We start from the raw sequence: 12,487 nt of genomic DNA on the forward strand, positions 1-12,487 counted from the left end.
TACATCCGACTGCACAAGGGCACTCGGGCGGTTCAATGCGGAATGCCCACTCGTCGTCGCCGGGCCGGCTCCGTCGGGTGTCTTCCTCGAGCAGAAGGGACTTTTGAGGGTGCCGAACGAGGAGCAGTCGCGTTGGGAGCGCGGAAAGCAGGTCATGGATGCGGTCTACGGAGCCGGATTCTCCGCTCGATATCCGGAAGATGCGGCTGGTCCGCCGTTTCTCCTCGAGACCGTGGAGCACCTGTTTGCAGACATCTGGGCCAGACCGGGACTTTCCATCAGAGACCGCCGCCTGCTGGTGATCGGTGCCACGACCATGCTCGGCCGTCAGGATCTCGTTCAGGTCCAAGCGCTCGGAGCTCTGCGCAATGGAGAACTCGACCCGGAGGCCCTGCGCGAGGCAGTCCTCCACTTGGGTTTCTACGCCGGTTGGGGCAACGCCACCACAGTGATGGCAGGCTGCGAAGCAGCCATCTCGTCCTACTGCGAAGAGACTGCAGCCGATGCGGGCTCACGGACAACTGCGTCAACGGACGAGGCATGACACCACAGGCCGATGTCACCGGCCGGATCGGATGATCCCGGCGGGGAGGGGCCGGAGGGTCATCAGCCCTGCCCGTGGACCCGGCCTATGCAGCGAGAATCACCTCGGCCGAGTCCGCTCGAAGACAGGTATTCGGTGGCGCTCCTTGCCGATAGCTATTCCCGGCCTCGCGCAGGAGTTTCAGTCGCCGCTGCCCGACGTCATCCGACCGATATCTCAACGTTGAGGAGAACAACTATGGCCGCTGATAATCGTTTCGTCACCGAGAAAAGCACTGTCGGTGCTTGGCTGGCTCATTCCGGGGGAGCACAGGTGCTCCACGAATTCGCAGAGAAGGCGGGCCTGTCCCAAGACTCGCTGCGAATGCTCCGGAAGATACCCGTGAACCGGCTCTTGAGCTCGCAGCTGCCTGATGGGGCGCTGGAACAGATGGTCAAGCGCGCCAACGGCGGTGAGATTCCCGCTCATGACGCAGCGACGGATACGGGGTGGCAGGAGAGAATCACTCCCTCACGGTTCGACGGCAAGACTGCCGTTATCACCGGTGCGGGTTCAGGTATCGGACGGGCTGTGGCCTGCAGAATCGCCAGGGAGGGTGGACGAGTCGTCGCCGTAGACATCTCGGAGGAAGGGCTGAAAGGACTCCAGCAGCAGCATCCGGATGCGGAGATCTGTCCTGTCGCGGCTGATATCGCCGCTGCCGAAGGTGTCGAGGCCATCGTTTCAGCGGCTGAGGGCAGAGTGGATGCTCTCGGCAACGTCGCTGGTCTCTCCGACGATTTCAGCGCCCTTCATGAGTTGAGCGACGAAGTTCTCCACCGGGTGTTCGAGGTCAACGTCTTCGGTCTGATGAAACTCACCCGCGCCGTGCTCCCCCTGATGATGGAGGCCGGCTCGGGTACCGTGGTGAATGTGGCCTCCGAAGCCGCTATGCGTGGCTCCTCCTCGGGCGTTGCCTACACCGCCTCGAAGTCGGCGGTCCTCGGCGTGACGCGGAGCATGGCCTACATGTACGAGCCTTTCGGAATCAGGGTCAACACGCTGGCGCCGGGAGGAACGGTGACCGGTATGCGCCCCGTCGTCGATGACGAGAGTTATGGCCCGGGGCGCATTCGCAGCTTCCAGACGGATACCCCGGTGGCGCTGCCGGAGGAGCCTGCTGCGTCCATCACGTTCCTGCTGAGTGATGACAGCGTGAATGTGACCGGTGCTCTGCTGACCGCCGACGGTGGCCAGTCGGTGTACTGAGTCGTCCCAGGAACCGAGTCATGGTTGGCGAGGCCGGCTTCCGGACAGGTAGCCGGGTGCCCGGCTGGTTCGCACCGTCGTCGGCCTCGCCACCGACCTCGTTCAGCAGCTGTGGCGGTCTCAGCTACTTTTCTCCGTTCCGACGATGGAGATGAAGGAAACGCAGTCTCCCGGGGCGCCGCCGAGATTGTGGGTCAGTGCCAGGCCGCGGTCCGCGGTTGCGACCTGGCGGGCGCCTGCCTCGTGGCGCAGCTGCGTCCAGCACTCGAACAGCATCCGCAGACCGCTGGCGCCGATGGGGTGCCCGAAGCTCTTCAGCCCACCGTCCGGATTGACCGGCAGGTCACCGTCCCGGTCGAACGCCCCGGCCAGCACGTCTTTGTAGCCCGTTCCACGTGCGGAGAACCCGAGGTCCTCCATCAGCACGATCTCGGTGGGGGTGAAGCAGTCGTGCACCTCTGCGAGGGCGAGTTCGTGGCGCGGGTCGGTGATGCCCGCTTGCGCATAGGCGTCCTTCGCACACAGTTCGACCTCGGTGAAGGTCGTGTAGTCGTAGGACTGATCGAAGCCGCCCGAGCCGTAGCCCGAGGCCAGTGACAGGGCCTTCACGAACAGCGGCTTGTCCGTGTATTTGTAGGCATCCTCCGCGCGGACGAGCACGGCCGCGGCAGCGCCGTCGGACACCCCGGAACAATCGAACACGCCGAGTTGGCCTGCGACCACAGGTGCCTTCTCGATGGTCTCGACCGACACCTCCTTCCGGTATTGCGCGCGGGGGTTGAGCGCGCCGTTCGCGTGGTTCTTCCACGCCACGTGGCTCATCGCGGTCCGGAAGTCCTCGGGTGACACGTCGTAGCGGTCTTGGTAGGCGGGTCCGAGCAGGCTGAAGTTGGCAGGCGCCGAGGTGGTGATCCGAGTGCCGTCGTCCTGCGGACGTGGGGAGGGCAAACCGGAGAACCCGTTGTCCTTCAGCTTCTCCGCACCCACGGCCATGGCGACGTCCACGGCACCGGACGCCACGGCGTAGACGGCGTTGCGGAACGCGTCGGAGCCTGTGGCACACATGTTCTCCACCCGCGTGACCGGCTTTCCGGCCAGTTTCAGAGGGCGGGAAAGTGTCAGCCCCGAGATGCCGGAGATGTAGGTTCCCATCCAGTAGGCGTCGACGTCGTCGCCGTCCATCCCCGCGCCCTTCCAGGCATCGGTCACGGCCTCGACGATCAGATCGTCCACGCTGCGGTCGAAGCGTTCCCCGAAGGGGGTACACCCCACGGAGACGACGGCGACACGGTCGCTCAACGAGTGAATCGCCATGGGCGTGCCTTCCAGAAGTAGTTGTGGATGCCCTCGGTGGTGACCAGCCGGCGGAAGGTCAACATCACGGTGTCGCCGACCGCCACCTCGGCCGGGTCGACGTCGGTGAGCTCGATCTGCACGCGGCCTCCGACCTCGAGGTCGAGCACTGCGCTGACCAGTGGCGGACTCGGGGTGAAGGCCAGGCGATCGACAGTGACCGTGACGACTGTTCCGCGCCCGCCTGCGGCCCGCACCTCGGCGAAATCGTCCTCGGCCCGGCAGCGGAGGCAGATGCGCGGGAGTGGGAACTGCACCGTGCCGCAGACCTGGCAGCGGCCGCCGACGAAGCCGTGCTTGAAGGCGGTGTTGCGCGCAGCGAACGGTGCAGACGGTCGTACCGGGTCCGGTCGGCGAGGCTTCTCCCTGTCGAGCCGGCCACGCCACAGCAGGTACGTCGGATATCCGACGGCCAAGGGGTCGGCGAGTGCGTCGCGCAGGCCCGGTCGGCCCGCGCGATGGCCCGGCAACGCCTCGCCTGCGCGGAGCAGGAACGCGTCCGCCCCGTCCGCCAATGAGACGACGAGCAGCGTCTCTCCCGGTGCCGCCCGGTCCAGCAGGTCCGCCAGGACCAGACCCAAGTGCGCGGCGCCGGCGTTGCCGACCAGGTCCAGCAGATCGAGGGTGTCCGCCCGAGCGCCGGTCTGCTTGGCCAACGACCCGGTGGCCGCTTTCACCGCGCGACCGTGCGGGCCTGCCACCGCGACGGCGTCGACGTCCGCGGCCGGCAGGTCCGCCGCCTTGAGCACATCGTCGACCGCACGGGCCGCCAGTCGGGTGTACTCGCCCTGACCGAATCGTTCTTCCCACGCGGTGGAGCCGAGTTCGCCCGGTAGCCGCCACCGGTCGAGGAACTCCGCGCTGGTGCTTGCCGTGCCGAGCACCTCGGCCAGGACAGGGCCCGGGGCGAACGTGAACGCCGCGGCGGCGTCGCCGCCCGTGCGTTCGTCCGCGCCGCCGGTCAATCCGTCCCGCACATCCGCCAATACGGCCAGCCCGCCGCTGCGGCTCGCCGCGCGCAGGGCCGCAGGGGCCGAGCGTACCGAGGCGCCCAAGTCGTAGGCGGGCACGTTCTCGGCGAGGCCGAGAGCACAGTGCAGCAGGGTGGCATTCGTCTTGTCCACATAGGCCGGTGCGGTGGTGGCGAACCAGAGGTCCGCAGGCTGGCCGCCGACGGCCAGCGCGGCCTCCACTCCCATCGTGGTGGAATCCTGGTCGTAGGCGGCGACCGTGCGGGTTCCGCGGGCTGTGTCCCCGGTCGCGGCCGCGGCCTCGTTCCGGTCGAGCCGGTAGCGCGGCACGTACGAGGCGTATCCCGTGATTCCGGGCGAGTTCGACTCAGCCAAAGCGTCCTCCCGAGACATGCAGGACCTCACCGGTGATGAAGCCCGACGTCGGCGAAGCGAGGAACGTGACTGCTCCGGCGACGTCGTCCGGCTGGCCGATCCGCTTGATGCTGTTGTCCTTGACCGCGCGCTCCTCGATGGCCGCGAACGTGTCCAGGCCGCGCAGCGAGGCAGTCTCGACCAGCCCGGGGGCGATCGAGTTCGCCGTGATGCCCTTGCGGCCCAGCTCCTTCGCGACGCTGCGGGTCAGACCGACCACGCCGGCCTTGGCTGCGGAGTAGTTGGCCTGTCCGGGGTTCCCGTGCCAGGCGCGCGAAGCGATGGTGATGATCCGGCCGTAGCCTGCCGCGACCATCGGACGAGCGGCGGCCCGGACCGTGGTGAACGTTCCGGACAGGCACACGTCGAGTACCGCGCGCCACTGCTCGTCGGTCATGTCGAGCAACCGGCCGTCCCGCGGGAAACCATGGCTGGTGAGCAGGATGTGGAGCCCGCCGTGGCGGGCGGCGACGTCCGCGACGGCCTGTTCGACGGCCGCGGAGTCGGTGACGTCGACCCCCACACCTTCGGCGGCGTACCCGCCTGCCCTCAGCTTCTCCGCGGCCGCCTGCGCGGATTCCGTGGCCAGGTCGGCCAGGACGACCGTGGCGCCCTCGGCCGCGAGCCAAGCGCCGGCGGCCGAGCCGAGCCCGCCCGCCCCGCCGGTGATCAGGGCGACCTGCCCTTCGAGTGAACCGTTCATCAGACTCCGATCAGAGGGAACGGGCGATGAGGTCCTTCATGACCTCGTTCGCCCCGCCGTAGATCTTCTGGGCCCGCGCGTCCGCATACATCCTCGCGATCGGGTACTCGCGCATGTACCCGTAACCGCCGAACAGCTGCAGGCAGCGGTCGATCACATCGCACTGGGTCTGGGTGAGCCAGTACTTGGCCATCGAGGCCGTCGTCGCATCGAGCTCCCCGCGTGAGTGCCTGGCCACGCAGTCGTCGAAGAAGATGCGGCCGATCCGGACCGCCGTGGCGCACTCGGCCAGTTCGAACCGGGTGTTCTGCATGTCGAAGAGCGGGGCTCCGAAGGCTTCGCGTTCCTTCGTGTAGCGGATGGTGTGCTCCAGCGCGACGTCCGCCGCGACGATGGCGCCGAGACCGATGAACAGTCGTTCCTGGGAGAGCTGCTTCATCAGCATCCGGAAGCCCGCGCCCTCCTCGCCGAGGAGGTTGGTTGCGGGCACCCGGACGCCGTCGAAGAACAGCTCCGAGGTGTCCGCGGCCTGCTGGCCGATCTTGTCCAGGACGCGTCCTCGGCGGAATCCGGGAGCGTCGGCCGGGACGAGTAGTAGTGAGACGCCCTTGGCGCCGGCGTCCGGGTCGGTCTTGGCCGCGACGACGACGAGGTCGGCAGTGCCGCCGTTGGTGATGAACGTCTTCGAACCGTCGATGACGTAGGAGTCGCCGTCGCGTACGGCCCTCGTCCGGATCGCCTTGAGATCCGAGCCCGCCGTGGGTTCGGTCATCGCGATGGCGGCGATCGCCTCGCCGGACACCATCTTCGGCAGCCAGGTCCGCTTCTGCTCCTCCGAGCCGAACGCAAGGATGTAGTCCGCCACAATGCCACTGTGGACGGAGTTGCCGAAGCCGCGATCGATCGTGCGGCCCTGTGCCTCCATGATGGCGATGTGGTGCAGGAAAGTGCCGCCGGGGCCGCCGTACTCCTCGGGGACCATCGCGCACAGCAGGCCCAGTTCGCCGGCTTGGCGCCAGAATTCCTTGTCGACGAAATGCTGGGATTCCCACTTCTCCATCTGCGGCATGCCGACATCGGTGAAGAATTGTGTCGCAGTGTCCCGCAGGAGAGTCAGTTCCTCGGTCTCCCACGGAGATACGTATGTCGCGTTCATGTGGCGTCCTCCACCAGGGCACTGCCTTGCAGCGTGACGGTCCCGTCGGCCAGTGTGACGGTCAGCTCGATGGTCGCGGTGCCGTCGGCCACCGCGGTGACGGTGCCGTTGCAGGTCGGCTGCCCGTGTACCGGGGTGACCGCCACGAACCGCACCGAGTACTCGCGCAGCCGTTCCTGCGGGAACCAACCGGTCAGTGCGCGGCCGAGATAGGCCATCGACAACATCCCGTGCGCGAAGACGTCCGGGTGGCCCGCCTGCTGCGCGGCGTCGACGTCGATGTGCATGGGATTGTGGTCGCCGGAAGCACCCGCATAGAGCGCCAATGTGGTGCGGCTGATCGGGGGGAGCGTGAGAGGGGGCAGCTCGGTGCCGACGATCATCGGATCACCACCACGTTCCGCAGCTCGGCGATGGGATCGCCGTCCCTGGTGACGGCGCAATCCCGGACGAGGAAGCGCAGCGCGCCGCCCTTCTTTTCGTAGTAGTCCGCGAACCGTGGCCGGAAGCTCAGCACGTCACCCGAGTAGCAGGGGGCGTGATATCGGAAACTCTGTTCGCCGTGCAGGACCGAGCCGATGTCGATGCCCAGTTTGTCGATGATCCGCGGTACCTCCGGGTGTTGGCGCTCGAGGCCGAACAGGTACGTGGGCGGGACCAGTAGCCCGGGCAGGCCCGCCCTCGCCGCCGCGGCCGGGTCGTGGTGCACCGGGTCGTTCATCCCGACGACCTTGGTGAACAGTCGCAGCAGCGCGGTCTCGACAAGTACCTCGTGCGGACCGAAGTCCGTGCCGACCAGCTCCGCCGGTGACACCGTGTCGACTCTTGTCATCGCTCTCCCGCCGCGTCGTCGCCGCTGACCCTGCCGATAGAACCAGCAGAAGGTTAAAGAGGTCAATGTTTTGCGTGTAACCCGGGGTTGATGGACGGTCAGAGCTAGCCCGAAGGCTGTAATCATGGTACTTAATAAGGTGATACGCGCCGAACCAGCGAGGAGGACGCGGGTGACGAGCACCGAGGAAACGCCGGCGGAGGCCTTCGGGGTCCTCACCGAGGCAGCGATCGAGCGGTCTCGTCGCCGTCTCGGGGTTCCCCTGCGGCAACCCAACCCGCCGCACAACTACGAGGTGACCTGGGACGGGTCGCGCCACTTCGCCTACGGCTACGGTGACGACAATCCCTTGTACTGCGACCCCGAGTACGCGGCCGGCACCCGTTGGGGCGGCCTGATCGCGCCGCCGACGTTCCTCTACACGATGGGAGAGGACGCGGCCCCGCCCCCGAGTCCGGAAACGAAGGCCCTGCTGAAGGGGGACCCCTTCGCCGGGCTGGGCTCGTACCAGGCGGCCATGGAGTTCGAGTGGTGGCGCCCGTTGGCGCTGGGTGACCGCTGCCGGCAGCTCCGTACCCAGGTGGGCGTGGCGCCCAAGGAGTCTCGCTTCGGCGGGCGCACCGTTCACGTGACGCACGATTTCCTCTACACGAACGGTGCGGGAGAGATGACCGCGCTACGTCGTGGCACGTGGGTCAACGCCGAGCGGCACAGCTCGAAGAAACGGGCCAAGGAGGAGCTGGTCCAAGAGGCCTACACCGATGAGCAGCTCTCGGAGGTCGAGGCGGCGTACGCCGCCGAGAGCCGCCGCGGCGCCGAGCCGCGCTACTTCGAGGACGTCGCTGTCGGCGACGTACTCCAGCAGCGCGCGAAAGGCCCGCTCACCACGACGGACGTGGTCGTGTGGCATCTGGGCTGGGGGATGCAGCTCACCCCACCCGGCGCCTTCGGGATCCTGGCAAAGGTCAAGCGCAAGGCCCCCGGGCTCTTCCCGCGCAATGTGCTGAACGTCCCGGACACCGTGCAACGACTGCATTGGGACCCGGTGCGTGCACAGGAGCTGGGACTACCGAACTCCTACGACTACGGAGGTATGCGGGAGACCTGGCTCGCCCACATCGTCACGGACTGGATGGGTGACGACGCGTGGCTCTGGAAGCTGCGGTGTGAACACCGCAAGTTCAACTACATCGGTGACTTGACCTGGGTCCGCGGCGAGGTCGTGGACAAGCAGGTCGTCGACGGGCGGCACGAGGCGCACCTTGCGGTGCGCTGCGAGAACCAACGTGGCGAGGTCACCACGCTCGGTACCGCCGTGGTGCTGTTGCCCACCAGGGAGCGGGCGGTCGAGCTGCCCACGCCGCCTGCGCCGGACCTCGACGGCATGGTGGCGCACGAGCTCGAACGCTTCGGCGTCGGCTGAAGGGGAAGAACATGCGGCTGGATGTACCGGTTGAGCTCGAGGCGTTCCGCAAGCAGGTGCGCGCGTTCGTGGAGCAGCACGCCCCGGGGCGTAAGACCAAAGCGGGTGTGCGCGCGCCGGAGACTGAGCAGCTGCCGGCGATCCGCGAATGGACCGCCGCGCTGTTCGAGGCCGGCTATCTGGGGATCGACTGGCCCGCGGAATACGGAGGAAGGCCGGATGCCCACCCGCTCGAACCCTTCATCGTCGTCGAGGAGATCACCCGGGCGCGTACCTGGCTCCCCATCGGTGCAGCGACGCTGGCCGCTGCGGCGATCATCGAGCACGGCACCGACGCGCAGCGAGACCGTTTCCTGCCGCGCATCCGTGCCGGTCAGGACGTGTGGTGTCAGCTGTTCAGCGAGCCCGGCGCGGGAAGCGACCTCGCCGCGCTGAGCACTCGCGCCCGCCTCGACGGTGACCACTGGGTGGTCGACGGGCAGAAGGTCTGGACGACCAACGGACACCACGCGGACATGGGCTATCTGCTCGCCCGTACCGATCCCACGGCGTCGAAGCATCGCGGGATCACGGCGTTCGTACTGGCGATGGATTCCCCCGGCGTGCGGGTTCGGCCGCTGCGCGAGATCACCGGCACCACGGACTTCAACGAGGTGTTCCTCGACGGTGTCCGGATTCCGAGGGAGAACGTGCTCGGCCCGGTCGACGGTGGCTGGCGCGTCGGGATGAGCAGTCTCGGGCACGAGCGGTCCGGCGTCGCGGCACGCGGTGTCGAATTGGTGGCGGTTCTGCAGGACCTGCTGACACTGGCCGGGCAGCGCCGTGTCTCCGGCCGGCCCGCGTTGGAGGACTCCGCGACCCGCCGGACCATCGGTGCGCTCGCCACTCGGGTGCAGGTCAACACCGCGCTTGTCGCCATGGCCAAGTCGCACATGGCCGCCGGCTCGGACGGCCCGGTCGACGCCTTGTGCGGCAAGATCTTCTTCAGCGAGACCAACCACGACCTCGCGCAGTACGGGATGATGCTGCAGGGCATCGACGGCATCCTCACCGAGACGGATCCCGACGTGCTCAGCGGGGGATGGTGGCAGGACGCGCATCTCTACTCGCGCGCGTACACCATCGCGGGCGGAGCCAACGAGGTTTTGCGCAACCAGATCGCCGAGCGAGGCCTCGGCCTGCCCAGGGAGGCGCGCTGAGCCGATGCACTTCACGATGCGCTTCGACTTCCGCAACCCGGACATCGGCGGGGACTCGACCGCCGATCAGTATGCCGCCGCGTTGGACATGGTGGAGTGGGCGGATTCGAGAGGGTTCGAGGAGGTGTGCCTCTCCGAGCACCACGGGGCGGACGACGACTACCTTCCCAGTCCGTTGCCGATGCTGGCGGCGATGGCGGCCCGCACCAGCCGGGTGCGCCTGCGCATCGTAGCCATGATCGGGCCGTTCTACGACCCGCTGCGGATGGCCGAGGACCTGGCCGTCCTCGACCATCTGAGCCGCGGCCGGGTGGAGGTGGTGGTGGGAAACGGCTACGTCGCCGAGGAGTTCGCGATGTTCGATGTACCGCTGGCCGAGCGGGCCCGGCGGGTCACCGATCTCGTCACCACCGTGAAGGCGGCGCTGAGCGGGGAACCGTTCGAGTACCGCGGGCGACGCACTCGGCTCACGCCCGCTCCCTACCGGCGCGGCGGACCCCGCATCTCCCTCGGAGGTGCGGTGCCGGCAGTGGCCCGTCGCGCTGCCCGCATCGCGGACGGTTTCGAACCCGTCGTGTCGGCCTCCTGGGAGGACTACCGGGCCGAGGTCGTCCGGCTGGGCAGCAGTGACCCCGGCCCCGCCGCGCCGCGGCCGCAGGGCATCGTCTTCCTCGCGGAGAACCCGGACGAGGCGTGGCGGGCCCTGGCTCCGCATTTCCTCCACGAGATGAATTCCTACGGGCGTCAGCTCGCGGCGGCAGGGGATGGCTCGCCCGGCCCGTACCGGGAGGTGGAGGACGTCGCCGCACTGCGAGACGGTGGTCGTTACCGGGTGCTGTCCCCGGCGGAGCTGGTCACCGAGCTTCGTGCCGATCCGTCCCGTCCGGTTCAACTGCACCCGCTGTGCGGCGGCATTCCCGTCGCACAGGGATGGCAGAGCCTGCAGTTGTTCGGCGAGCAGGTACTCCCGGAGCTGCACCACACGTGAGCCGCCGACCGGCCGGTCAGTGCCACCAGGTGTCGAGCGCCTGCAAATGACGTCGCATCCGGTGCCGGGCGATGCCGGTGTCTCCGGAGACGATCGCGTCGAGGATCGCCTTGTGGACCCGGCGCACCTCCTCGGCGACAGCCGGTGCGGGCGGCCGTTCGGCACGACTGTGCCGGGACCAGAGCTCGGTGATGATCCGCAGGAACAGCGAGAGGACCGGGTTGCCAGCCAGATCGACCAGCTCGGCGTGGAACCGGTCTCCGGACTCGTCCCCGTGCACGCCGCGTTCCAGGACGGAGCCGAGTCGCTCGGCGGTCAGTGCGGTGGGTACCTCGGCCGCAGCCTTGATGCAGCCGAGCTCCACGGCTTCGCGCACCACCCGGAGGTCCTGTCCGGTCAGGCCCTGGTAATCGAGGTACAGGGCCATGGTGCGGATGCTCGCGGTGGGATCCGGTGTCTCGACGAGCAGTCCGCCGCCCGGTCCCCGGCGCATCCGCGCCACGCTGTGGTGCTCGAGCAGGCGAACCGCTTCGCGCAACACCGCTCGCGAGACGTCGTAGCGCTCGAGGAGATCGGCTTCCGAGCCGAAGACGCTCCCGATCTGCCAACCGTCTGCGGCGATGTCGTCGTGCAGCCGCTCGGCGACCACCTCGGCCAGCTTCCGCCCGGACGCTTCGGCGGGTTCCCGGAGCGGCTGGGCCTCCCGCGAGGATCGTGCCCGGTGGGCGAGCAGCCACTCCTGGACGTCGGCCAGGTGGGACACCACGCGGGTCTCCGCAGCGGCGACGTCGCCGGAGATGATGGCGTCCACGATCTCGGTGTGTCGACGGTGGGCGTCCGCCGTGGCGGCGTCCGCCGCACTCCGGGAGATGCGTCGGGTGCGCGCGTAACGGTAGGTGAGCCGGATCGATACCTCGGTGAACAGCGCGAGGACCGGGTTGCCGGAGAGCGTCGCGAGCCGCGTGTGGATCTCGTCGTCCCGCCCGGAGCCGAAACCCAGCAGCTGCTCCTCGGCCGCGAGTTGCTCGCGCAGCGCCGCGATTCCTTCCTCGGAAATCTGTTCGGTGGCGAGTCGGGCGGCGAGCGGCTCCAGCAGCAGCCGGGCTTCCAGTAGATCGTCGACGCTGGTGCCCAGGTACTCGAGGTAGATCACCAGGGCGCGGGTCGCCGGGCCGGCGTCGGGGGCCGTGACCACGAGCCCGCCGTTCGGTCCGCGTCGCATCCGTCCGACCTGGTGATGCTCGACCAGTCGGACGGCCTCCCGGAACACCGCTCGGGATACCCCGAAACGCTCGCGTAGCGCGGTCTCCGACCCCAGCACTTCGCCGATCGGCCAGTGGCGGTCGATGACCTCGTTCTCCAGCTCACGCGCGATCCGGGCGGCCAGCTTGTTCTCAGTGGTCGCGGTCGATTCCTGGTCGGCGTTGTCCGGGGATGCGGTGGGTGTGCTCGTCATTGCTCGTCCACACGGGGATACCGCACGCCGTGGGGTGAACTCTGCTCGCCGTACACCGATCCTCCCGATCTCAGGTGTATTCAGCGTACGGTATTGACCGCTTCTGCGCGGTAGACGGGTCGCGTGTCGCGCGTTCGCGCATGTGAGCGCTCCCATAGTACGGCGGTATCGCTCGATGGGACTGGAAACTTCTGTCGATC

12 protein-coding genes are annotated in these 12,487 nt (G+C 68.0%); 5 read left to right on the forward strand and 7 right to left on the reverse strand.

Annotated elements, in window-relative coordinates:
* Positions 1–109: 109 nt before the first annotated feature.
* Positions 110–544 carry a carboxymuconolactone decarboxylase family protein gene (locus FB384_RS22315; RefSeq protein WP_323985405.1) on the forward strand — a complete coding sequence of 145 codons (435 nt, stop codon included), beginning with the start codon at positions 110–112 and terminating at the stop codon, positions 542–544.
* Positions 545–781: 237 nt separating this feature from the next.
* Positions 782–1,792 carry an SDR family NAD(P)-dependent oxidoreductase gene (locus FB384_RS22320; protein ID WP_183786786.1) on the forward strand — a complete coding sequence of 337 codons (1,011 nt, stop codon included), beginning with the start codon at positions 782–784 and terminating at the stop codon, positions 1,790–1,792.
* 120 nt (positions 1,793–1,912) lie between these two features.
* On the opposite strand, the gene FB384_RS22325 is transcribed toward FB384_RS22320, so the two are convergent.
* The 6 genes from FB384_RS22325 to FB384_RS22350 are packed head-to-tail and all read right to left on the reverse strand — an operon-like array spanning position 1,913 to position 7,221.
* Entirely contained in the window at positions 1,913–3,106 is a 1,194-nt protein-coding gene (locus FB384_RS22325; RefSeq protein WP_183786787.1) for an acetyl-CoA acetyltransferase, read from the reverse strand.
* Positions 3,088–4,491 carry an OB-fold domain-containing protein gene (locus FB384_RS22330; RefSeq protein ID WP_221213552.1) on the reverse strand — a complete coding sequence of 468 codons (1,404 nt, stop codon included), beginning with the start codon at positions 4,489–4,491 and terminating at the stop codon, positions 3,088–3,090. Before FB384_RS22330 ends, FB384_RS22325 begins: the two co-directional genes overlap by 19 nt.
* Positions 4,484–5,233, reverse strand: coding sequence for an SDR family oxidoreductase (locus FB384_RS22335; protein ID WP_183786789.1), 750 nt, complete (start codon positions 5,231–5,233; stop codon positions 4,484–4,486). Before FB384_RS22335 ends, FB384_RS22330 begins: the two co-directional genes overlap by 8 nt.
* Before the next feature lie 10 nt (positions 5,234–5,243).
* Positions 5,244–6,389 (reverse strand): acyl-CoA dehydrogenase family protein, encoded by a 1,146-nt coding sequence (locus FB384_RS22340; protein WP_183786790.1) that lies wholly within the window; start codon positions 6,387–6,389, stop codon positions 5,244–5,246.
* Positions 6,386–6,772, reverse strand: a complete 387-nt coding sequence (locus FB384_RS22345; RefSeq protein WP_183786791.1) for a MaoC/PaaZ C-terminal domain-containing protein — start codon at positions 6,770–6,772, stop codon at positions 6,386–6,388. Before FB384_RS22345 ends, FB384_RS22340 begins: the two co-directional genes overlap by 4 nt.
* On the reverse strand, positions 6,769–7,221 hold the full coding sequence (locus FB384_RS22350) for a MaoC family dehydratase N-terminal domain-containing protein (RefSeq protein ID WP_183786792.1): 453 nt from the start codon (positions 7,219–7,221) through the stop codon (positions 6,769–6,771). Before FB384_RS22350 ends, FB384_RS22345 begins: the two co-directional genes overlap by 4 nt.
* Before the next feature lie 172 nt (positions 7,222–7,393).
* On the opposite strand from FB384_RS22350, the gene FB384_RS22355 reads away from it, so the two are divergent.
* Genes FB384_RS22355 through FB384_RS22365 form a run of 3 tightly spaced genes read left to right on the forward strand, consistent with a single transcriptional unit; the run spans position 7,394 to position 10,831 of the window.
* The gene (locus tag FB384_RS22355; RefSeq protein WP_323985406.1) at positions 7,394–8,644 is read left to right on the forward strand and encodes an FAS1-like dehydratase domain-containing protein; all 1,251 of its coding nucleotides are present in this window, start codon (positions 7,394–7,396) and stop codon (positions 8,642–8,644) included.
* A gap of 11 nt (positions 8,645–8,655) precedes the next feature.
* Positions 8,656–9,843, forward strand: coding sequence for an acyl-CoA dehydrogenase family protein (locus tag FB384_RS22360; protein WP_183786794.1), 1,188 nt, complete (start codon positions 8,656–8,658; stop codon positions 9,841–9,843).
* 4 nt (positions 9,844–9,847) lie between these two features.
* The gene (locus tag FB384_RS22365; protein WP_183786795.1) at positions 9,848–10,831 is read left to right on the forward strand and encodes an LLM class flavin-dependent oxidoreductase; all 984 of its coding nucleotides are present in this window, start codon (positions 9,848–9,850) and stop codon (positions 10,829–10,831) included.
* A gap of 16 nt (positions 10,832–10,847) precedes the next feature.
* Here FB384_RS22365 and FB384_RS22370 read toward each other — a convergent pair whose 3' ends face one another.
* Positions 10,848–12,287, reverse strand: a complete 1,440-nt coding sequence (locus FB384_RS22370; protein ID WP_183786796.1) for a FadR/GntR family transcriptional regulator — start codon at positions 12,285–12,287, stop codon at positions 10,848–10,850.
* Positions 12,288–12,487 lie beyond the last annotated feature (200 nt).

Source organism: Prauserella sediminis (genome assembly GCF_014195435.1).
GTDB lineage: Bacteria > Actinomycetota > Actinomycetes > Mycobacteriales > Pseudonocardiaceae > Prauserella > Prauserella salsuginis.